This window comes from Methanobacterium aggregans (assembly GCF_017874455.1).
Taxonomy (GTDB): domain Archaea; phylum Methanobacteriota; class Methanobacteria; order Methanobacteriales; family Methanobacteriaceae; genus Methanobacterium_C; species Methanobacterium_C aggregans.
Map to the genome: position 1 here is coordinate 156916 of NZ_JAGGLN010000001.1, position 24986 is coordinate 181901.

General features: G+C 35.7%; 15 protein-coding genes and 1 CRISPR repeat array. Of the genes, 14 read left to right on the forward strand and 1 reads right to left on the reverse strand.

Translation table 11 applies throughout. The features are described from left to right. Positions 1–296 precede the first annotated feature (296 nt). From cas8a1 to J2756_RS00910, 14 genes are all read left to right on the forward strand, one after another. The gene (gene cas8a1, locus J2756_RS00845) at positions 297–1724 is read left to right on the forward strand and encodes a type I-B CRISPR-associated protein Cas8b1/Cst1 (protein ID WP_245315861.1); all 1428 of its coding nucleotides are present in this window, start codon (positions 297–299) and stop codon (positions 1722–1724) included. 1 nt (position 1725) lies between these two features. Continuing rightward, positions 1726–2724 (forward strand): type I-B CRISPR-associated protein Cas7/Cst2/DevR, encoded by a 999-nt coding sequence (gene cas7i, locus J2756_RS00850; protein WP_209581282.1) that lies wholly within the window; start codon positions 1726–1728, stop codon positions 2722–2724. Then, entirely contained in the window at positions 2721–3338 is a 618-nt protein-coding gene (cas5b, locus tag J2756_RS00855) for a type I-B CRISPR-associated protein Cas5b (protein ID WP_209581285.1), read from the forward strand. The genes cas7i and cas5b overlap by 4 nt, the downstream gene beginning before the upstream one ends. A gap of 9 nt (positions 3339–3347) precedes the next feature. Further along, positions 3348–5558, forward strand: a complete 2211-nt coding sequence (gene cas3 / locus J2756_RS00860; RefSeq protein ID WP_209581288.1) for a CRISPR-associated helicase Cas3' — start codon at positions 3348–3350, stop codon at positions 5556–5558. Between the two features lie 17 nt (positions 5559–5575). Further along, the gene (gene cas6, locus J2756_RS00865) at positions 5576–6316 is read left to right on the forward strand and encodes a CRISPR-associated endoribonuclease Cas6 (RefSeq protein ID WP_209581291.1); all 741 of its coding nucleotides are present in this window, start codon (positions 5576–5578) and stop codon (positions 6314–6316) included. Position 6317: 1 nt separating this feature from the next. Continuing rightward, entirely contained in the window at positions 6318–6548 is a 231-nt protein-coding gene (locus J2756_RS00870) for an AbrB/MazE/SpoVT family DNA-binding domain-containing protein (protein ID WP_245315863.1), read from the forward strand. A 38-nt stretch (positions 6549–6586) separates the two neighbouring features. Further along, complete coding sequence (gene cas4, locus J2756_RS00875) at positions 6587–7105, forward strand: CRISPR-associated protein Cas4 (RefSeq protein ID WP_209581294.1); 519 nt, start codon at positions 6587–6589, stop codon at positions 7103–7105. 86 nt (positions 7106–7191) lie between these two features. Next, positions 7192–8157, forward strand: coding sequence for a type I-B CRISPR-associated endonuclease Cas1b (cas1b, locus tag J2756_RS00880; protein ID WP_209581296.1), 966 nt, complete (start codon positions 7192–7194; stop codon positions 8155–8157). A 4-nt stretch (positions 8158–8161) separates the two neighbouring features. Continuing rightward, positions 8162–8425 (forward strand): CRISPR-associated endonuclease Cas2, encoded by a 264-nt coding sequence (cas2, locus tag J2756_RS00885; RefSeq protein ID WP_209581299.1) that lies wholly within the window; start codon positions 8162–8164, stop codon positions 8423–8425. Between the two features lie 352 nt (positions 8426–8777). Beyond that, a CRISPR array of direct repeats spans positions 8778–14300; the repeat unit is 30 nt; unit sequence GCTAAAATCAGACTATTTTAGGATTGAAAG. 481 nt (positions 14301–14781) lie between these two features. After that, positions 14782–17325 carry a right-handed parallel beta-helix repeat-containing protein gene (locus tag J2756_RS00890; protein WP_209581302.1) on the forward strand — a complete coding sequence of 848 codons (2544 nt, stop codon included), beginning with the start codon at positions 14782–14784 and terminating at the stop codon, positions 17323–17325. 587 nt (positions 17326–17912) lie between these two features. After that, positions 17913–18797: a tetratricopeptide repeat protein gene (locus J2756_RS00895; RefSeq protein WP_209581305.1), complete on the forward strand. Its 885-nt coding sequence runs from the start codon at positions 17913–17915 to the stop codon at positions 18795–18797. Positions 18798–19137: 340 nt separating this feature from the next. Then, complete coding sequence (locus J2756_RS00900) at positions 19138–20466, forward strand: ATP-binding protein (RefSeq protein ID WP_209581308.1); 1329 nt, start codon at positions 19138–19140, stop codon at positions 20464–20466. Positions 20467–20710: 244 nt separating this feature from the next. After that, positions 20711–21733, forward strand: a complete 1023-nt coding sequence (locus J2756_RS00905) for an adenylosuccinate synthetase (protein WP_209581310.1) — start codon at positions 20711–20713, stop codon at positions 21731–21733. 396 nt (positions 21734–22129) lie between these two features. After that, on the forward strand, positions 22130–23953 hold the full coding sequence (locus tag J2756_RS00910; protein WP_209581313.1) for a DUF11 domain-containing protein: 1824 nt from the start codon (positions 22130–22132) through the stop codon (positions 23951–23953). A gap of 230 nt (positions 23954–24183) precedes the next feature. Here J2756_RS00910 and J2756_RS00915 read toward each other — a convergent pair whose 3' ends face one another. Then, positions 24184–24897, reverse strand: coding sequence for a hypothetical protein (locus J2756_RS00915; protein ID WP_209581323.1), 714 nt, complete (start codon positions 24895–24897; stop codon positions 24184–24186). Between the last annotated feature and the right edge of the window lie 89 nt (positions 24898–24986).

Sequence of the window (24986 nt, forward strand, 5' to 3'; positions counted from 1 at the left end):
CTATCTTTTTTGCACTTAATAACATTTAATTTTTTTATTTAATTTTTACCCAAAAATATTTATTACTATTTCAACATATATACTCCTAATAAATTTAATCATGCAAAAAATGAGATAAATTAAATGAAAAAAGTGGTTATAACAATCAATTTACAATATGTTGTAAAAATTATACTTAACATTACACTATGTCACTAATTTGTGAACAATAAACATTTATATACTCGAACTGATTATTATTATTTAGAAAATCATCGTTATGATTAACATGAGATTAAATCTTCTGGAATTCTTGTATGATTGTGGATTGGGGAAAAGAACAGTATGGGATTGGGATAATCGAAATTAATGGAAATGGTGATAAAATGGTTGAGGGAGTAATATATGAATTTACGGGAAATCCTTTTGTGGATGCGGGAATTTGGGCTTTAAGTAGATGGGTTGATAAAAAACCCGAAGAACTAAATGAAGATGACTTAAAAGGTATTATTGATGACATAATTTATGTTTATTTAAATAAAGCATGGTCTAAAAACTTATTTTCAGTTTTTCCGAACAACCCTCTTACTAATCCTGCCGTAAAAGATAAAAAAGAACGTTATTCAAAATTTTTAATGGAATTAATAGAAAAAATAGAGGTTTCAGAAGCATCCGGTGATTGTATATCTTGTGGTCGAAGAAATAGGGTTGAAAGATGGGGTAAAGATAAGATACCATTGACGGGTTCAAAGAAATTTGTAAATTATTTTTCTTATGCCACAGATGGTGCTGATTATTGTCCAGCATGTACATTTGCAGTCCAATTTGTTCCTATTGTGATGTATGCATGCGGAAACATGCTACTCCTTCATTCAAATTCTGAAAAAGTAATGAAATACTGGTCTAAAAGAACTGTTGAAAACGTGAAAAAACAGATTGTAGCAAGAGAATTTACAGGATGCTTCAACGAAGGGTATAAAAACCCTATCAATGCTCTTTTTCATGTAATTCAAGATGTAATTTTGCATTATAATGAAAGGTGGTATCTTGAAAAGCCTTCAATAGATTTTTATCATTTTACTAATTACAATCAGGGTCCTGATTTGAATATATATCATGTTCCAACTTCAGTTTTCACATTCTTGGCTTATATTCCTCAGCATGAAAAATATTTTGACTGGTTAAAGGTAGTGAGAAGAGGATACAGGTATGTAAATTGGGAAAAGATAAAAGAAGAAGGAGACTACAAAAACAACCCAAATCTTGTTTATAACAATCTTTTAAATGGAAAATCAATCATTGGATTTTTTATAGATAGAAAAAACAAGGAAGCGATAGGAGGATGGGATTTAATTAAAAATTATCTTTTAGAGGTGCGAAATATGGATGAAAAAAGGATAAACACAATAAAAAAAATTGGAGACGAACTTGCAGATTATATAGAAACCGCTGAGGATATTAAAACTCTGAAAAAGCTTGAAACAGCCAGTAATTACAAAAATTATCGTAACATACTAAGAATTGTTATTAAAAAGAGAATAGAAAACGGTATTGAAGATCCATTGTTCACATTTGATGATTACGTGAACTACCTTTTCCCTGAGGGTAGTTTAACATGGAGAGAAACTCAAGACTTGATTTTATTTAGAATATACGAAAAATTACAGTTTTGGATAATTCAACAGGGAAAACAAGATGAAATAGTAACATCATTGGAATTAGAAGAATCTCAAGAGGAGGAATAAAATGTCAAAAACAGTAGTTGGATTCATGTTGGTAGACGCACCACATTCAGCGTTAAATAATGCTGGTTCAGATGCAGGAGATAGAACAGATAACATTGTAAGGGTTAAATCGATCCGAAGGGGAAGGAAGGTTTATCCGTATGTTTCAGGACAAGCTTTGAGGTACTGGTGGAGGGACACTTTGGCTCAAAAATGTGGATGGAAATTATCTCCAATAGAACGTGAGAAAAAAATTGCTTTCACAAGTGCAAATCCCATTGAATATGACGATGATGATGTTTTTGGATACATGAGGGCTTTGAAAGCTAAAGAAGGAGGAACAGTAACAAGAATATCTCCTTTGAAAAACTCACCATTAATCTCAGTTATAGGACAAATCCCAACTCAAGATTTTGGTGTTATGGCTCGTCATGAAGGTAATCCTGTACCTTATGAGCATGAATTTTATTCAACAGTTCTTAAAGGAATATTCTCTATTGATCTTGATAGTTTAGGTGTATTTTATGCAACTGAGAAAACGGGTTACAAGAACATGCATCCAAAACTTGAGGAGATAGCTGAAGAACAGGGTTTATCCCATGAAGAAGAAACTAAAAAATGGGTAATGCCTGTGGATGTAAGAACAAAAAGAGCTCAAGATGTAATTAAAGTTCTTCCGAATTTACAGGGTGGAGCCAAATTAACTTCTCATCTAACGGATGTATCTCCAAAATTCATAGTCGTAGCTGCAATTGATGGCGGCAACCACATATTCATGAACATAGCAAAAGAAGAAGATGGAGAAGCCGTGATTGACATTGAAGCACTTAAAGAAGTTGTAACTGAATACAAGGATTCTATACTTACAGATGTTTACATAGGTCGTAGAAAAGGATTCATGGATGAGTTAGAAGAACCTCTTGAAAAATTAGCCGGAGAAAACGGTAAAATACACGTAGGAACAATCAAAGAAGCTGTTGATCAGTTTTCAAATAAAATTCCCGAGCTGATGAAAGAATGAAAGCATTAAGAGTTCTGATTAAAGGTTGGGTAACATCTTTCAGGTACCCGGCCTTTATCAGTGGTTTCCAACCAACTCTGCCAGTTCCACCATTGAGCACAATATATGGATTGATATCTGCTGCTAAAGGAGAACTTGTTACTCCAGAAGACCTTTCAGTTGGATACATCTTTAAACACAATGGAAAGGCAGTGGATCTTGAAACGATTTATGAATTATCTGGATTGAAAGGCAAATCAAACGTTATAAAAAGGGAGTTTTTAGTGGATCCTGAGATCTACCTTTATTTAGATGATCTAGATTACAAAAAATATTTTGAACACCCCTATTACCCAATGTTACTGGGGCGTTCAACAGATCTTGTGAATATCACTGAAATTAAAGAAGTAGAACTTGAAGAGAAAAGCAATGTAAAAATTGGAAAAACCATTTTACCATTTGGTTTAAATGGTGCTTATGGAACCATTCAGGCATTGCCAAGTCATTTTACAGATACAATACCAAGAAAAGCAACAGGTACAAAGCCTTTCATATTGATGGATCAATTTTTTGAATATTCAGATGAATGTCCCTATGATGAAGAAATGGATTGGGGAGTTTGGTTCCATAAATAGGTGTTTAAAATGAGTTTATTGGCGAAACCAGATGAAACTTTACTTGAACATACAGAAAACACTTTAAAAGTTTTTAAAAGTATTAAAGAATCTTACAGTAATGTTCATGAGTTGTGTGGTGTTGATGATTTTTGGGAACACCTTTTTTATTCTTTGTTTCTGCATGATTTTGGAAAGGGTGCTACTGGATTTCAGGAAATGCTCCAAAGTGGAAGTCAAAGTGCTCCTTGGAAGTACAGGCATGAAATTCTTTCTGCAGGATTTATATCCACACTAAATTATGATAAAATTTACAAAGATGCCATTGGCCTTGCAGTAATAACCCATCACAAAGATATAAACAAACTCCGTGAACGTTACAATACATTTTCAAGTCCCCCAGGAAAAGATTTATATCAAAAAAAGTTATCAGAGTTAGAATCTAATTTTGATGAGGTTTCCTCTTATTTTGATAATGTACCTAATTGGAGCACCCAATATCTTGGATATGAATTGAAAAATTTTCTTAAACCATCTTCTATTGATGATCTGTGGGATGTTTACAAAGAATCTGTTCATCCTTACTTTTTTAATTGGGAAGATGAAGAGTACACTATCCTTCATGGACAATATGGAATCTTTTTAAAGGGTTTTGTGAATGCATGTGATCATTTGGCCTCTGGTTCAAAGTATGAAATTTTAAAGGGTATCAAAGACATGAGAAGTGTATATAATTTTCCCGAGCTTCGAAAGATGCAGGAAGAATCTTCAAATGTTAAAGGAAGTGCATTTTTAACTTCTCCAACTGGAAGTGGTAAAACAGAAGCATCTCTTTTATGGACAGATAACAACCAGAATTTAACAAAATCTAAACGAGTCTTTTATTTGCTCCCATACACAGCCAGTATAAATGCAATGTATCAGAGACTTCAAAATGACTTCGGAAATAAAGATTTGGTTGGTTTATTACATGGTAAATCATCTTATTTTCTTTATAAAGAGTTATCTGGTGATGTTACTGCTTATGATTCAATAAAAAGTAATATTAGGGATATTAAAGGATTGAATAAAAAAATTTACAGGCCCTATAAAGTTTTAACTCCCTTCCAGATATTGAAGGCATTTTTTGGTGCTAAAGGATTTGAAATGCAGCTTTCAGAGATGACGAACGGCCTTTTTATCCTTGATGAGATTCATGCCTATGATGCACACACGACATCATTGATACTGGAGATCCTGAAAATTCTGAAGAATAATTACAACGCAGATCTCTTTGTAATGTCAGCTACACTTCCTTCATTCATTAAAAACCTTTTTAAGGAACATTTAGACATTTCAACAGATATAAAAATGGAAAAAGAGGAACTTCATAAGTTTACAAGACATGAAGTTGATGTGATAGACGGAAACATAATGGACAACATTGATCTGATCTTGGAAGATTTAGAAAATGGTAAAAAGGTTTTAATTGTTTGTAACACTGTTTTAAGGGCACAAGAAGTTTTTGAAGAATTAGAAAATGAAACAGGAAATAGTGCTTTGCTTCACAGCAGATTCATGCTACGAGATCGAGAAAAAATTGAAAAATCTTTAGATAATTTGGATTTACTTGTGGGTACGCAGGCCATTGAAGTATCTCTAGATATAGATTATGATGCTTTATATTCAGAACCAGCACCTATTGATGCGTTGATTCAAAGGTTTGGAAGGGTGAACAGGAAAAGACGAAAAAACATAGCTCCAGTAAATGTATTTTCTGAGGGTTCAGAAAGTGATAAATACATATATAATCCAGAAATCGTTGAAAAAACAGTACAAAGCCTGCGAAACGTTGGAATTTTAGATGAAGATCTTATCCAGAGTTTAGTTGATGATATTTACGGTGATGGATATGTTGGAAAGGATAAAGAAGAATTTGAAATGGTTCAAAGGAATTTTGAATCATTCAATAAAGGCATAGTTCCCTTCATAAATGATAGAGAAAAGGAAATGAATTTTTATTCATTATTCCAATCTTATGAAGTTGTTCCCATCAAATACAAACTGAACTATCTCCAAGAATTAAAAGAAAAAAGATACTTTGAAGCAATGAGTTATATCCTTTCAATCAGTGTTGGTCAGTTTAAAAAGCTTGAAAACGAATCTAACGTGGAATTTGATAAAGAAACATATTTTGTAAATATGGTCTATGATGAGAAGCTTGGATTAAGATTAGATCGAGAAGAAAGTTCATTTTTGTAATATAATTGGTGAAAACTATGCGTTTAAAAATAAGTTTGGCATATGGAAACAGTGAATACAAAATTCCTTACAATTACAATTATCAACTTTCTTCACTAATTTACAGGAAGATAGCAGATCTTGATCTTGCCACAGAACTTCATGTTTCTTCTGATTTCAAGTTTTTCACGTTTTCTCAATTTTACATTCCTAGAAGACGAATAACTCAAAAGGGTATCATTTCTCAAGATGGAAAAATGTACTTTTATATTTCTTCCCCAAACGACTATCTTATCCAAAGTATGGTAGAATCATATTTGGAAGATCTTGAGGTGACATTCCGGGGTGACAGACTGAAAGTTCAAGATGTTGAACTTCTGAAGAAACCTGAGTTTAGTGGGAGTGTTGAGTTTAGGACTATGTCCCCTGTTATGGCGAGGATAAAACGAGATGATAAAGTATGGGATCTTAACCCTGGAGACCTTCAATTCTACACAGCCCTCCAAAAGAATCTTCTGAACAAGTACAGAAGATTTCACGGCAGTTATAATGGTGATGAGTACTTGAAAATTGTTCCAGACATGGGATCCGTGAAACGCAAACGAATAACAATCAAAAAAGATGGTCTGGAAACCTATCACCGGGCTTATCAGATGCGTTTCATGGCTGAAGGAGATCCAAGACTTTTGGATTTCATGTATGATTGTGGACTTGGGGAAAAAAACAGTATGGGATTTGGAATGGTAAATTTAAGTAGAAGTTTACCGAGAGATGGTTAAAATGATATACAAAACTGAACTCTCAAACGATTTCCAGACAATTATCCCTCCAGAAATCAGAAATAAGTTCAAAATAAGTCCTGGAGACCAGATAGAATGGATAATCTCAAACAATGGAGTGAAGCTGAAATTTAGAAAAAAGGTTTCAATTGATGAAGTATTTGGAATCATTGACTCTGAAAGTGATGCAGTTGAACTTAAAAGGAAGGTTCAGAGGGGAGATAAATTTTGATCCTCTGGCCTATAAGTCTTTAAAAAGAGGAAAGTTAAATGCTCTCAAACTCCGAAAAACACCTCCAGGTTCGAGGTACCGAGATAAACTACTACTTCATCTGCAAGACCAAGCTGTGGCTTTTCTCCCACAACATCCAGATGGAGCAGGAATCTGAATCAGTTTCAATGGGCAAACAGCTCCACAAAAAGAGCTACGGCCGTGAGAAGAAGGACTTCACCATTGACAACCTCATCAGCGTTGATTTTATAAGGCGAGGTGAAACCCTTGAACTCCACGAGGTTAAAAAGAGCAGTAAAATGGAGGACGCCCACCGCTACCAGCTCCTTTACTACATGTACTACTTGAAGAAGGAGAAGGGAATTCAGAACATCATAGGATTCATAGACTACCCCAAGCTGAGAAAAAAGGAAAAGGTGGAACTCACAGAATCTGAAGAGAAATCTTTAGAGGGCATAATTGAAGGTATTGGTCAAATAGTTCATGGAACCATTTCGAAACCTGAAAAAAAGAAAATATGCCGTAAATGTGCCTACTACGAGTTCTGTTGGGTTTAAACTTTGTTCTAAAATATGAACATATGTTCTGGAAACTGAACATTTAAAAAAAATGGTTTGATGAAGATTTTCAAGTTGTGATCTACATGAAAAAGAACTACTACCTTATGTCGGATGGATTGCTTAAAAGAAAGGAAAACACACTGTATTTTGTGAACAAAGATGGTAAAAAGCCCATACCCATAAACAAGATCTACTCCATCTATGCCTACGGCTCTCTTACCTTCTCCTCCCAGTCAGTGCACCTCCTGGCAAAGGAGGGCATTCCAATACACTTCTTCAACTACTACGGATTCTATGACGGCAGCTTCTACCCTAGGGAAACCCTGCTTTCAGGGGATCTGCTCGTGAAGCAGGTTGAACACTACCTCAACCCGGGAAAGAGGTTGTGGATTGCTAAAAAGTTCATTGAAGGTGCTGCAGGTAACATGGAAAAGGTTCTTGGTTACTACCATGTTCAAAATGGTATAGGGAAAACAGTGAAGGATTTAACGTTATCATCCAACGTTACTGAGGCAATGAACGTTGAGGCACGTATGCGTTCAGAGTACTACTCTAAAATGGATGAAATACTTCCTGACGGATTTAAAATGGAGGGAAGAAGCAGAAGGCCTCCTGAGAACATGGTGAATGCCCTTATAAGTTTTGGAAACTCAATGGTTTATTCAACCGTTATCTCTGAGATATACAACACTCAACTCAACCCAACAATTTCCTACCTCCACGAACCCTTTGAACGGCGCTACTCCCTGGCACTGGATCTGAGCGAGATGTTCAAGCCGATACTGGTTGACAGGCTCATATTTTACATGGTCAACAAGAGGATGCTAACCGAGGATGACTTCGAACAGAAAGTGGACTACTGCATACTGAACGACGGTGGAAGGAAGAAGTTCATAAAAGAGTACGATGAAAGGCTTAAAAAAACCATAAAACACAGGGAACTCAACCGTAAAGTTTCTTACAGGCGTTTGATCAGGTTGGAAGCTTACAAACTAATCAAGCACATCCTTGGCACGCAGGAGTACAAACCCTTTGTGATGTGGTGGTGATCAAATGTACGTTATAATAGTCTACGACATCAACGTTGACAGGGTTAACAAGGTCAAATCATTCCTCAGAACGCATCTGCACTGGATTCAGAACTCTGTATTTGAGGGAGAGGTTACAAAAAGTGAATTTGAAGAGATAAAAGATGGTCTAAAGGATATTATAAATAAAGATGAGGATTCTGTGATACTCTACACCATGCGGAGCGAAAAAGCACTTAAAAGAAAGGTTCTTGGTGTTGAAAAGGCCCCTATTGGTGGAATACTTTAATTTTTTATTTTTTTAATTTATTTACTATTAATACGTTCGTTTTTCAGGATTTGACTAAATTTTGATGGATCGTTCATGCCACCATCCTTAATATTATTTTATATAGTTTTTATATTACTGAAGCTTGGATCCTCATGTTTCAAGTTTTTTGAATCTTATAGATGTTCTACCATAACAATATTGTCCTAAAATATCTTAAATCATTGCACATCTCTTATTTTTTTAAAAAAATCTCCCATGAATTGATGTTGATCCATATAAAAGAAATTGAAAATTGGGGATGGATAATTTTAAGTGTGATATTGGCCAAAGTATAGGCTGTATCAGGGGAAATAGGCGAAATTTCGGGCCTGCTAAAATCAGACTATTTTAGGATTGAAAGAGGTACAGGAAGCACAGCATTCAACCACTTCTTTTTCGCTAAAATCAGACTATTTTAGGATTGAAAGTAAAAGGAGGGGACAGATTTGTGGACCTCATGAGGGTGCTAAAATCAGACTATTTTAGGATTGAAAGAAGGTTATGAAGAAGTTGAACCTGAAGTTGAATCAGCTAAAATCAGACTATTTTAGGATTGAAAGTTTTACTACTTTTTAATGTTACGGTTGCAATTGTTGGCTAAAATCAGACTATTTTAGGATTGAAAGATATTCCTTGATTACTTGCAATTTACACAGCTGCATGCTAAAATCAGACTATTTTAGGATTGAAAGTAAGTTATTACCTCCAAAAAAATGATTAATTAGGAATTGCTAAAATCAGACTATTTTAGGATTGAAAGCGTGGTATGAAGTTCTTTACAACATTCTCAATGGTAAGCTAAAATCAGACTATTTTAGGATTGAAAGTCCCTGGAGCATACACACCTATACAGAACGGTGCATGCTAAAATCAGACTATTTTAGGATTGAAAGAATGATTCTATATCATTCCCTTTAAAAGATACCTATGCTAAAATCAGACTATTTTAGGATTGAAAGCAGATCAAAGCGGCTAATGATATTATTGAGTACTTCGCTAAAATCAGACTATTTTAGGATTGAAAGTCGGTTTCACCTCCTGCTTTAAAAAAATTGAAATTAGCTAAAATCAGACTATTTTAGGATTGAAAGTTGTAAGATTAAATGATGCCTTGGCTTCCCTGGCCCGCTAAAATCAGACTATTTTAGGATTGAAAGGGGGGAACTTATGGAGGGTATTATCCAGGGATGGAAGCTAAAATCAGACTATTTTAGGATTGAAAGTAAAAAATCGTGTAATTCCAATAACTTCTGATTCATGCTAAAATCAGACTATTTTAGGATTGAAAGTCAGGTTTCAGGGTGACAAGTTTTGCAGATTTTCCAGCTAAAATCAGACTATTTTAGGATTGAAAGTTTGACCATACTGCTGAAGAGGCTAAGGTTGTTGTAGCTAAAATCAGACTATTTTAGGATTGAAAGGTCATCAACATGAAAGTTGTTGATCATGATGCTGAAGCTAAAATCAGACTATTTTAGGATTGAAAGACTAACAGAGAATGGTGGACAAGTCTATGCAGATGAGCTAAAATCAGACTATTTTAGGATTGAAAGTTTTACATGAAGTACAACATGCAATCTTCTTTGCAAGCTAAAATCAGACTATTTTAGGATTGAAAGGATATATTGTGATTCAGGAAGTTCTTTGATCACATTGCTAAAATCAGACTATTTTAGGATTGAAAGATCTTCAGGAAGGCTCGGTTCTTCAAAGCAGATTCCGCTAAAATCAGACTATTTTAGGATTGAAAGATGGTAGGATTATGGGTCTGCGATCCCACCAGAATTTGCTAAAATCAGACTATTTTAGGATTGAAAGTCTCTCCTACTAAAGTTTCATTCCCCTCAACATCCAAGCTAAAATCAGACTATTTTAGGATTGAAAGGGATCACTTTTTTTTAATGGAGGATTTATTATGGCAAGCTAAAATCAGACTATTTTAGGATTGAAAGTAGTTACACCTGTTTTATGCTTATGTGCTGATCTGGGCTAAAATCAGACTATTTTAGGATTGAAAGTTTCTTTCTTCTCGAGTTCGTATTTATTCAGATACAAGCTAAAATCAGACTATTTTAGGATTGAAAGAAATCCAATGGGTACTGTAATGGAGCCACAGTTATAGCTAAAATCAGACTATTTTAGGATTGAAAGTCCTCCTAACATTCAACACATGCCTCAAGCTTGTTTGCTAAAATCAGACTATTTTAGGATTGAAAGTTACTCTCAGCATTTCTCAAACTCGACGAGGTTACCGGCTAAAATCAGACTATTTTAGGATTGAAAGATTGAAGGGTTTTGCTGTTGAGAGTGTGATTGTGGGGCTAAAATCAGACTATTTTAGGATTGAAAGTGTTTTATCAGTAGAATCAACTCTTACTTTTATATAGCTAAAATCAGACTATTTTAGGATTGAAAGTTCTGCCCTGTAAACGGTGGATGTTACGGTGTCACAGCTAAAATCAGACTATTTTAGGATTGAAAGATACCTGTACTGGCTCCAAGGGATGCTCCGATTATGGCTAAAATCAGACTATTTTAGGATTGAAAGACATTCAGTTATGAGGCATTTACACAGAAGGATTTACGCTAAAATCAGACTATTTTAGGATTGAAAGGTCATCAACATGAAAGTTGTTGATCATGATGCTGAAGCTAAAATCAGACTATTTTAGGATTGAAAGACACCAAAGCAAGCTTTGACCCTGGAATCAATGATGGCTAAAATCAGACTATTTTAGGATTGAAAGACAAAACAGCATACGACAAAGAGGAAGACGCAGCAAGCTAAAATCAGACTATTTTAGGATTGAAAGTTGTTTTTCAGAACTAACATTGATGGGCTGTAATCTGCTAAAATCAGACTATTTTAGGATTGAAAGACTTAAAGCACAAGATAATTTAAGGGGTGGGGATAAGCTAAAATCAGACTATTTTAGGATTGAAAGATAAAACCCGAACCCCCTATAAAAGAAGAAAAAGGAGGCTAAAATCAGACTATTTTAGGATTGAAAGGAATTAGACAGTTTTGCACAATGGTTAATGGAGCTAGCTAAAATCAGACTATTTTAGGATTGAAAGATAGATGCTTTAGGAAGCTCTGAAAGAGTACATCTGGCTAAAATCAGACTATTTTAGGATTGAAAGGAAAATATACCAAAGTTAAATTAAGCGAAACACACAGCTAAAATCAGACTATTTTAGGATTGAAAGCAACTGGAGTATTAACCTTGTAGGTGGAACAATGTGCTAAAATCAGACTATTTTAGGATTGAAAGCAGGATCCCCATCCATGAACTCATCAAGAACAACCTGCTAAAATCAGACTATTTTAGGATTGAAAGATGAAAAATATAGTTAGCAATGTAAATATACTTTTTGGCTAAAATCAGACTATTTTAGGATTGAAAGTATTTTCCTTGGCTGTTTGTATCATTTTTGGTTATTGCTAAAATCAGACTATTTTAGGATTGAAAGGGAAAATCAGTCAAGATAATCTTTATTCTCATCATGCTAAAATCAGACTATTTTAGGATTGAAAGCTGTTTTATAAAATAATTAAAAAAAAAATAAAGGTTTGCTAAAATCAGACTATTTTAGGATTGAAAGATAGGAGATATAACCTATAAAGCCGCAATTGAAGAGGGCTAAAATCAGACTATTTTAGGATTGAAAGAATGATATAATATTTGAATTTGATGTTGTTTCAGCAGCTAAAATCAGACTATTTTAGGATTGAAAGTGGCCTAATGTTTCATCTGGTGTTAGTGGTGCAGTTGCTAAAATCAGACTATTTTAGGATTGAAAGTTATTAATAATTTCAATTTTCTCAATAGTTATAGGAAGCTAAAATCAGACTATTTTAGGATTGAAAGCAAGTTGGTGAAATCATAGTAACCATCATGGCAAAAGCTAAAATCAGACTATTTTAGGATTGAAAGTAAAAACACGGATAGATGCCATCAAAGAAACCATTGGCTAAAATCAGACTATTTTAGGATTGAAAGAGCATCTTCTTTACAATACTGTAAGGTACACCTTTGGCTAAAATCAGACTATTTTAGGATTGAAAGTGATTTATGACACATGCATCATTTATTGTGATTTTGCTAAAATCAGACTATTTTAGGATTGAAAGTGAGTTTCTTTTTCCTTATCATACCCTCGATCATCAGCTAAAATCAGACTATTTTAGGATTGAAAGAACATGGCAGTGTCTATTCCATGAACGCAAAGCGGGCTAAAATCAGACTATTTTAGGATTGAAAGGAGTGTAAGAATCAAAGATGAAAAAACATTGTCTGAGCTAAAATCAGACTATTTTAGGATTGAAAGTCTTATTAGCACGACATTTAATAGCAACCTTACTCCTGCTAAAATCAGACTATTTTAGGATTGAAAGAAATAATGAGAGAATCTGATATTATAACAATCAAAGGCTAAAATCAGACTATTTTAGGATTGAAAGGTTCTTTATAATCATATTCCAAATAACCAGGAAACTGCTAAAATCAGACTATTTTAGGATTGAAAGAAGATAAAGTTTGAAAAAGGAGATTTAGGTCTTGAAAGCTAAAATCAGACTATTTTAGGATTGAAAGATCCCCGGGTCCATCCAAATCCTAGCAATCATCAACGCTAAAATCAGACTATTTTAGGATTGAAAGAAAACCACGTACTGGGTTTGGATCCACATGATGAATTGCTAAAATCAGACTATTTTAGGATTGAAACTGGAAAAGTAACAAAAGATGTTTCCGATTTCTTAGAGCTAAAATCAGACTATTTTAGGATTGAAAGAGATAAGGATCCGTACAAATAAAAGGGAGTGGAACCGCTAAAATCAGACTATTTTAGGATTGAAAGGGACACATCACCTCTATTAATTCTGGATCGTAAATTGCTAAAATCAGACTATTTTAGGATTGAAAGTGTTTTTAATTCAGTCTTATTTAAAAAAAAATAATAGCTAAAATCAGACTATTTTAGGATTGAAAGTTACCATAATTAATTGAATGCTCCCCCATACTTTCAGCTAAAATCAGACTATTTTAGGATTGAAAGAACACTTATTAAAATAATGAATAATTTTTATTTAGAGCTAAAATCAGACTATTTTAGGATTGAAAGGGTAATGTATCTGTAATTGGATTCTTTGGTATCAAAGCTAAAATCAGACTATTTTAGGATTGAAAGAGGGTTAATATGACCAAAGTAGACCCATTTGGTGATGGCTAAAATCAGACTATTTTAGGATTGAAACATTGTTTGAAGGGTTTGTTTTCCAGCCACTCCATCAGCTAAAATCAGACTATTTTAGGATTGAAACTTTAGAACTGATTACTTTGAGGATTTAAAGTTGGAGGCTAAAATCAGACTATTTTAGGATTGAAACCTACATTCGCAGTGCAAACCACAAGCCCCGCCGCCGGCTAAAATCAGACTATTTTAGGATTGAAACTCCAGTATCAATCTCATGATTACTAGAAGCAGCAGCGCTAAAATCAGACTATTTTAGGATTGAAACCACCAAGGGTTGTTGCTGCCATCTTCACAGCATCAGGGCTAAAATCAGACTATTTTAGGATTGAAACTCTTATCTTAAACAAAGAGTGGGGAGAATTGAAAGGCTAAAATCAGACTATTTTAGGATTGAAACATACCTCATTATTTAATGTGGGGAGGGAGTTTTATGCTAAAATCAGACTATTTTAGGATTGAAACGGAACTGTCCTTATCGTGGTACGATTGAGATGGGTGGCTAAAATCAGACTATTTTAGGATTGAAACTTCTGAAAGGCTTTTTTGTCTGCATTAATCACAACATGCTAAAATCAGACTATTTTAGGATTATAACTTAAAAAAATTACTTATAATGTTTTCCAAAAATAATGAAACGAAATGGGTTGTATTCAGTTATACGGGGATATTTAAAGAATTAATTTTTTGTTTTAACTGTTTTGCCCGCTCTGTGTGAATGTGTTAATCCTATTTTCTTTATTGTACACACTGTGGATTGTGATTGGCACCTAAACAGTTATTTTTTAGAATAAACTTCTTATGAATTTATTTTTAAGACAATATTTTGTTTTAGATTTATTTATTGAGTTTAAAAGTTAAATAAAGTTTAATATTATTTTAGAACTCTTTTCCATCTCATATATTTTTCAGGTTTACAATTTGTTCTTTTACATTTTCACAACTTATTAAAAAAACTTGAAGTTTTTTGTGATTAATGTAACAAAAAGATAAAGGTTTTTATAATAGAAATGTGAAGAATAATAATTTTCTTAGAAACGAATAGGAGGTGAAATAAGATGGAATTTAAGGGAATTATCATGTTATGTATTACATTTCTTGGTTTTTTTGCGTGTTTAAGTGGTGTCAGTGCAGCTGATGTTAGCATAGATAACAACACCTGGACCATAAGTGAAATCCAGAATTATTTCAATGGAAATACAGTTCATGGTTTAACCATATCCAATGGGGATAATGTGATTTTCCAAGCAGGTGATTACCTTAATTTAGCATTATCTGTGAAAAATAGTGTTAATATCCTTGCTAATGGTGCTGTAAACTTCATTGGAAAGGGAGCAGCCATTGGTATTACTGTCTCTAATGCCAACAACGTGAACATAACTGGACTGAGCGTAAGCAACTACACATACGGCATATATTTAAGTAAGTCTAACAACACGGATATCATTAATAACACCGCTAATAATAACCGTAAAAATGGAATAACACTTGATGCGGCCTCCAATACAGATATTATTAACAACACTATGTACAACAACACCAATCGGGGAATCTACCTATCCTCTGCCCGTAACTCTTTCGTCTCCAATAACACAATCTGCAACAGTTTGACTAATAATGGGGGTATTATCTTGGCTACTTCCATTAATTCCTACATAGTTAACAACACCCTAAATCACAATGTAGATGGAATCTACGTGTATGCAAACTCAGTTAACACGACTTTAATCAACAACGTGGTGAGTAACGATACCAGCAATGGAATAGTGCTGGGAGACTACAGTACTTCGGCAGTTAACAACATGTTGATCAACAACACCGTGATCAACAACAATGTTTACGGGATTCGCTTAATGAATACAGTTAATTCCACAATATCAGAGAATAACGTGTTTAACAATACCGCCGGAATTGGTTTGGCATACAATGCAATTAATTCCAATATAACAGAGAATAACGTGTCCAACAATAGAGGTGATGGAATTGGTGTATCAACATCCTCTAATACGAATATACAGGGTAATACAGTTAACAACAACAAAAGATCTGGGATCACGTTATCAAGTTCACGTAATTCCACTGTAGGAGACAACCTTGTTTCTAACAACAGTCAAAACGGGATAATCATAACGGGTACTGGAAATTCAACTGTAAAAAATAATACAGTTTCTAACAACACATTATCTGGAGTTAGATTAGGTAATTCCGGTAATTCCGTGACTGATAACTCTGTGACCGGTAACGGTGTTGGTGTTTCAATTTACGCAACTAACAACACCCTAAATAACAACAACATTGCAAACAATGGTGCTGGTGTTTTAATTGGTTATAACAACGCAGTTATTGTTCTGGGAGAGAATAACATATCAAATAACCTGTACGGACTCACTATCACAGGAAACAATGACAGATTGAGCAATTTTGGCATTGAAAACAATACCAATGGTATCCTTCTTAATGGTATCAAAAACATCCTGAACAATGTGACCAGCAGTAACAACACCAATGCAGGTTTAATATTTAATTCAACATCCTCAGGTAACATTTTCACTAATGGTTCAGTAACAAACAATGGTATGGGCATTACTGTGAATGGTCAGAACAACTCTGTTTTGAGCTCCACAATCCTAAAAAACACAGGATACGGTTTCACAGTAAATGGATCCAGCAACACCTTAAACTACAACAGGATATACCAGAATAACATGGGGTTGAACAACACAGGCAGCAACACCAATGCTAATTTGAACTGGTGGGGAATTAACAACGCACCAACACAAGTTACGAGCTCCGGCACAAATCTAAACATGAGCTGCTGGTACGTTCTACAGTTATCCTCCAACAACTACAACACAACTTTTAACACCACACAAACATTCAATCCAGGAGACTCTGTAACTTTAGGCTATTCATTAGAAACTAATATTCCAGTGACAAGTTACAGAGAATTGTTACCCTACTTTGAAGTTGCAGTAACAAAACCAGATGGAGGTACCGTTACAGGGGACATAAGAAACACAACAGTTAATTACACAATCACTGCCAAAAAGGGTACTACTTACTCAATTCAATCTACAGCTGACAAAGAGAACATTAAACTATCAATCAATACACCAGCTTCTGATTTAGCTGTCAATAAAACAGTGACGAATAAAAAACCTAACCTGAATGATAAAATTGTTTACACAATTACAGTGACAAATAATGGTCCAGATAATGCAACCGAGGTCTTTTTGAAGGATTTACTTCCAAAGGGAATTAAATTTATCTCTGCTGATGGGAAATACAATTCCACAACAGGAATATGGGCTATTGGAGATTTAAGAAGTGGTGAAACTGTCGTATTAAACATCATTGCACAGGTGATTCAGTCCAATGTGAACATACAAAACATTGCATCAGTGCACCAGGCAAACTACGACCCGAACAGTACCAATGACCAGTCAAGCATCACCATAAACGTTGGAAAAGATTCTGATCCAACAAGTGGAGGACGTGCAGGTAACGAAGATGGGGTAGTCAATGTAAATGCTGTTGCAATGAAAAACACGGGTGTGCCAATTGCAGTACTGGTACTAGGTATCTTAACAGTATTTGGCGGACTGTTACAAAGAAGGAAATAAACCTCCCTTCTTACTATTTTTTTATGAAAATATTTAATTTTAAAGGGGCTTTACAGAAAAATAGTAAAGATTCACATCTTAAGTTGAGATTACAATGGGCATCGACTTTGTTTATTTTACAACTCGCTCGTGATTTAAAGAGCCACCCTCTGGAAAATTTAGATATATAACTTAAATAGAGGAGCTGAGGAAACGTAGATTGTTCAAGTGGGTGTGTCTGGTATTTTTAGGATTACTTTTACAATCTTACGTTTCCCCAAAAAATGGTAAGATACAAATAGCATACGAAAAATTATTTGTACCACAGTACTAATCATGCATGTCGTACCTTATAAAAGTTTCTACAAAAAAAATCGGTTTTACCATGTGGACTTGACACCTGTGGTAACAGGTTAATTTTTTGAAAACATGTTTTACCAAAATAGGAAGCCCCATATTTTCGGGATAAATCTGCATCGAGGGCTGCAGTAAAAATGGATAAATTATTAACCATGTGTTCCAATGAATAATTTAGATACAAACAATCTTTTGGGATATGCTTCATTTTTTTGGGGCACCTCACATTATATTGTTAGGGGAGTGTTACATTGGACTTAAGCAAATATAAGAAAAGAACAGCTACCAAAAAGGCTTACAGAAAATTTAGACGGGGCAAATATGAAGAATCTCTGGAAGTTTACAACAACATTTTAGAAAATTATCCAGAACATACCAACGCCTGGTTCGGTAAAGCAATGGTTTTAGAAGCAATGGGAAAACTTGAAAATGCTTTAGAATTTTATGATAAAACGTTAGAACTGGATCCAGGGTACTTCGGTGCCTGGTACAATAGGGGAAACACTCTTATCAAGCTTGAAAGGTTTTCTGAGGCTTTGGATAGTTATGATGAGGCTTTGAAGTTGGATCCTGAGTACTTTGGTGCCTGGTACAATAGGGGAAACACTCTTATCAAGCTTGAAAGGTTTTCTGAGGCTTTGGATAGTTATGATGAGGCTTTGAAGCTGGAACCAAAGAATGTTGAAGTACTGTACAATAGGGGGTACGCCCTGGCGTATTTGGAGAGGTTTTCTGAGGCTTTGGATAGTTATGATGAGGTTTTAAAGAGGGATTCAAAGTATTTTGATGCATGGTACAATAGGGGGTACACTTTGGCGTATTTGGAGAGGTTTTCTGAGGCTTTGGATAGTTATGATGAGGCTTTGAAGCTGAATCCAAAGAATGCTGAACTATGGTACAATAAAGCTAAAACCTTTGAAAAACTTGATAAACCTCAGGAAGCCATAGAAAGTTATGATGAAGCCTTAAGAATAAACTTAAACTACGTTGATGCATGGTACAGTAGGGGCATGGTCATGGTAAAATTAGGTAAAAATGAAGAAGCATTGGAATGTTTTGATAAATCCTTAGAGTTGAATCCTGATTTTGAACCAGCTTTAAAAGCTAAAAAAGCTATTTCAGATGCTGAAGTATAACTCTTTTTTTGATCTTTTTTTTTAGAGGTTCTGAGAACCATCAACAGTTAAAGCTGACTGAATATGAGTTTTTCAGTACCTAAGGATCTTTAGGATAGAATTGACTATTATTGATGTTTTTGGTGGTGCTAAAGTAGACTGAAACAGGATGCTGGCACATGATCCTTCAGCTTTTGATCCAAAATTTGAACCTCAAACTAGTAGTACCATGAAAAACATATCATTTAAAAGGATGATAAACCTTATAAATACATTACAAGAATAAAGAAATATCTTAAAATCAGATAGGCCTTCAATTAGTTAATATTTATCCAAAAAAAGATGTTAAAAGTGATTTTTAATGAACTACTACCACGATGAAAAAATGGAGAAGCTCTTCCAGGTTCTGGAACAGCCAAAATCTCTTGAGGACATAGATCTTTCAGAGTCCTTTATAAAAAATCTTATTCTCAAGATCATCTCAAGCTACGGAAACATAAAGGTCAATCAGATCCATGAAATAACAGGTCTCCATGTTGATATCCTCGAGGAATGCCTGAGGGCAATGGAAAAACAGGATCTATGTGCTCAAACAGGTGGAAGTTTCCTTTTCCCAAGTGTTGAATACACCATAAAGAAGCAGGGACATGAAAAGGCCAAAAAATTGATGCAGGAAAACCCCTACATAGGTACGGCTCCTGTGACCTACGAGGAGTACTTCAAGATAATGGAGGTCCAGCTCAAGGGCAGGTTCCCAATCCACATCCCTGAATACGTGATTGAAGATGCTCTCAAGGATGTTGTTGGTGTTGAAGGTGCTAAAAAAACCCTTGTTGAAGCTGCAATTGGTGGAAAAGGATTTTTCATATACGGACCTCCAGGAACAGGTAAAACCTTCCTCACAAGTAAGATGTCGGATCTTCTACCCCCACTTCTAATTCCAAAGTACATAGAATTCAGCGGTGATGTTATACAACTTTATGACCCTGATTTTCACAAATCACGTGAGGAACAGCCAGAAGATCCACGGTGGGTTAAGGTCTACGCACCCTTTGTTTTCACAGGTTCCGAGCTTTCAACTGAGAAACTCGAAACTAACTTCAACCCGAACAAGGGAGTTTACGAAACCTCCCCAATCATAAAGGCCAATGGTGGAGTTTTACTTCTCGACGACCTTGGAAGACAGAAGGAAGATCACAACGCCCTTTTAAACAGGCTCATTGTGCCTCTGGAGAACAAGAAGGATGTTGTGTATATCAAGGGTGCTCCTGTTATTGTTCAAACCCACTTCATACCCTCATTTTCAACCAACCTTGAAATAACCATAGTTGATGAGGCCCACCTCAGACGTGCACCATTGAACATTCTCCTTGATCCACCAAGCCCCGATGAGATCGTGACTGTTTTCAAGAAGAACCTGGATGCAATGCATGAAGACTACGATGAGGATGTGCTTGAGAGGTTCAGGAGTGTCTATATCCCCATGATCTACGGTGGAGAACAGCTCAAACCAACCTTTGCACATGCAAGGGATGTTGCTCAGATAGCACAGGCCGTGCGTATAAGGCGTGGAGAGGAGAGGATAACAAAGGAAATACTTGAAGAAGCTTTAAACGGCCATATTTTGGTCTCGCTCCAAAGGAAGTACACCCCTGAACTCTTCGAGAGGATCATAAAACAGAAACATTGAAAAGGATTATGTGGAGGAATAATGCCTTAAAAATTCTTTAAAAAGGTTTTAAATCCTTCAAATAATTTTTCATCAAGGTCCCTTCATGAATTTTTTTTGTATGGGGCCTTTGGAATATTTTATAAGCAATGGAAATGTTTTTATCTAAAGCCTTTATAATATAAGAGAGGATGAAATTTTTTAGATCCAAAGATCATTTCACATAAGGGAAGATTTTATAGAGATTTATAAAGGAGATTTTCATATGACATGTAACATACTTGTTGGTGGAGGATGGGGAGATGAAGGTAAGGGAAAATGTATAACCTACCTTTGTTCAAATGATAAACCCGATATCATAGCTAGAGCTGGAGTAGGTCCAAATGCAGGACACTCAGTTGAATTTAATGGCGAAAAATATGGATTGAGGATGATACCTTCAGGATTCGTGCACACAGATGCAAGGCTTCTTATTGGTGCAGGGGTGCTCGTGGACCCTGAGGTGTTCCACTACGAACTCAACTACCTGAACAAGTACAACGTTAAGGAGAGAACCTTTGCAGACTACAGGTGCTCAATTATTGAAGAAAAACACAAACAGCAGGACAGAGCTTCTGAATACCTCTCAAAGAATATTGGAACCACAGGAAGTGGCTGCGGACCTGCAAACAGTGACAGGGTTATGAGGGTTGCAAAACTCGCAAGCCAGATCGAGGAAATGGAAGGATACACAGCAGACGTGCCAACAGAGGTTAACGAGGCCATAGATGCTGGTGAGGATGTGTTCATAGAGGGATCCCAGGGATTCGGATTATCGCTTTACTACGGAACCTACCCCTACGTGACCAGTAAGGACACAACTGCAAGCACAGCTGCAGCAGATGTTGGAGTGGGTCCAACCAAGATCGATGAAGTTATAGTTGTATTCAAATCATACATAACACGTGTAGGTGCAGGCCCATTCAAAACAGAAATAACACAGGATAAGGCAGAGGAAATGCACATAGAAGAGTACGGAACAGTCACAGGAAGAAGGAGGCGTGTTGGTGTATTCGACATGGAACTGGCCAAGGAATCCTGCATGATAAACGGAGCAACCCAGATAGCTCTGACATGTGTTGACAGATTATTCCCACAGTGTGAACGTGTTAAAGAGTACAGTCAACTTTCACCTGAAGTTAAAAACTTCGTTGAGGAGATACAAACTGAAACAGGAGTTCCTGTAACCATAATATCCACAGGACCTGACATGACAGACACAGTTGACCTCAGAGATGAATTACTCTGATTCAACATTTCCTTAATTTCTTTTAACCTTCTTTTTATATCTTAAAATTATTTAGATTTCATAATTATTTTCTTTAATTTATAACCTTTTTAATACTCTATCTTTTATTTTTAAAATTAATTTAATAATCTTCGTTTTTAATTTGTGAGGCTTTATTTTAAAATAATAACCTTTATTAAAGTTTTTAAAGGTTAATATGTTGTGGAACTGTTTAATTTAAAGTGTTATATCCTATGGATTTGCTATTTTTTGTAAATTTTTTTTATTCTCTTTTATTGCCCGTATTTTTAGGATTAAATCAGAAGTTTTATTATTGTGAATGTATTATGTTGATGTGGATATGATACTATGATAATATTTTATCCAGAACGAGCATGAAGGAGGTGAAAAAGACCAATGGAAACCAAAAACAAACATTCAGTCCTTAAAATTCCTTTGTTGTTATTGATGTGTGTAGTAATGTTATCTCTTGGTGTTAATGCTGTGAGTGCAGCTGGTGCATCGGATAATTCCACAATCTATGTCAGCACACAGGGAAATGACACATGGGATGGATTAAATGCTACATACAATGGTACAAGCGGGCCAAAAAAGACTATAACAAATGCCACAGGAACGGTAGCAACAAATGGGACAGTTCACATAGCAAAGGGAACCTACAACGAATCTGGAATAAACATCAACCATAACATGACCATCACAGGTGAAAACCAACAAAACACCATAATAAACGGAACTAATACAGACACAATATTCTACATAATATCTGGAGTTAATGTTAATATCAGCAATTTAACACTCACACAAGGCGAAAGCCCTGATGGTGGAGCTATTTACAATGAAGGTATTACGACCTTAACTAACTGTAACTTTGAAAATAACAGTGTCTATGGATATGGTGGGGCTATAGAAAATTACGGTGCTCTGAACATAACAAAATGTGTTTTTACCAATAACAGTGCAATGGTGGATGGAGGAGCTATTTCCAATGAAAAGGGATGTTCTGTTAATATAAAAGACAGTACACTCACAGGTAACACTGCAATGAACAATGGTGGAGCTATTTACAACGGTGGAACTTTAACCATAACCAACACTGCACTCACAAACAACAACGCAAGTAGGGGTGGAGCCATCATAAATATTGGAAATTTAAATGTGACCAACAGTACACTCGCAAACAACAACGCAACAAATTATGGTGGGGCCCTATTTAATTTTGTGCGTGGTGAAACTACTCCTAGGATAGTTAATTTTAACAGGATTGTTGGAAACAATGCATCTTACGGCAGTGCAATTTACTGTTTGTATGGTGCAGTGGATGCTACGCTTAACTGGTGGGGTTCCAATGATCCAGTATGGACAAACCTAATATTAAATAATGCTGGAACAATAGATACTTCAACATGGCTTTACATGACAATAAACGCCACACCAACCACTATCAACAATACTCAAAGCAGTTTAGTTACAGTTAGTTTCAACAACCAGTATAATGGTACTACGGTTACTTCATTCGATCCTAAGACAGGCCACATACCTGATGGAACATTTGTAAACTCTAGCAGTGCATTGGGAACTTTCAGCCCTATAACCACAACAATTAATGGTATTGCAACATCAGTCTTCACAGCAAGCCATGCAGGAACTGGTAACCTGAATGCAACTACCGATAATCAAACAGTTACACAACTCTTAACAGTGAATCCAGCTTCATACCTGTACCTGAACACTACAACATCCAAAAAGAACCCAACTACTGGTGAAACATTCATTGTAACCTACAAACTCAGTAACAGCGGGCCGGACAATGCAACCAATGTTACAGTATCATTCCAGATACCCGCAGGATTGGAATTTGTAACTGCAACTGTTGATAACGGAACATACAACTACAACGCTGCAAACAGAACAGTAACCTGGAACCTAACCAACGTGGCAGTGGGAGATCCTTATCTATACCTCACAGTCAAGGCTTTAGGAACTGGAAGCTACTCTATCACTCCAACGATAACCTCAGAGACATTCAACAGGAACACAAATCCATTAATGCCGTTCAGCATTAGTGTAAAAGCACAGAACAACTCTAATGGCAATACAGTGAACGCTGCAACAACAACAAAAACAGTTCCAATGCAAACCACAGGTATGCCAATAGCAGGACTTGTACTCGCAATTCTAGCTGTACTCGGCGGAATATTCACACCAAGGAAAAAATAAACCCCCTTTAATCCCTTTTTTATTCTTTTTTTAGGATCAAAAAGTTATGTTTATCCAAAAAAGGTGTTCAAATCTTCATAATATCTTAATTTAAGCTTTTTTTTAAAGGTTAAAACTGATTTTGTCGGTTTTTTTTGAAAATTAAGTTGATATTAAAAGAAAATATTGATATTAAAAAATTTTAAAAAAATTTCCTAAAAAAAATGAGTTCAGGAATTCACCCCTGGATTTCAGGATTCATCCCTTGGCTCCCCCATTTCCTCTATTTCATCTGCAACGTGCCAGTGGTCTCCACGTTTTTCAGCCCGTCTTATGAAGTAGACTCCTATAAGCGCTCCAACTATTCCACCGGCAGTGTCTGTGAAGAGGTCGTTCATGGTATCATCAATGGCATTCTGGGTTGGTGAGCCCTGCATCTGAGTATTCCCTGTTATCTCCCCTATTATGGTGTGTGATAGGTACTTGTCGTATGTGTACTCTCCCATTTCAAGCATACCTCCAAATCCTATGGTTACAATCACAATAAGCACGGCCATTGAAGCTACACCGGCCTTCAACTTACCGTAGAAGTACATGGTGTAAACTGCCATCATACCTATGAGTGCAACGTAAAGGGGCAGCATGAAGTGCATGAAGTTGTCGTAGTGGGGTACTCTGACGTAGAGTCCCAGTGCATCACCACCCACAAGTTCGAAGAGAACCATTGCAAGAAGCAGAAGTTCGATCTCAACTGGAATGGCACGTATCCGATTTCTTGTGAAGAAGGATGGTGCATGCATGATCAACAGTGCCACCAGAATGAGAACTCCGAATATTCTCTCTGAACCTGTGGCACCACCGAATATGGTGATGTAGATACCTGCAGCCAGGAGAAAAACCCTCAGCACGATGAGGATTATTCTTTCTGTGGGGTTTATATTTTCGTCTGGTTTAAAGTAACTCATATCTAACCTCCAGATTAAATCAATGCATTCAGATCATTAAATCTAACTCAAAAAATCTAAACCTCCTTAAATAATTTCATTATTCCTTT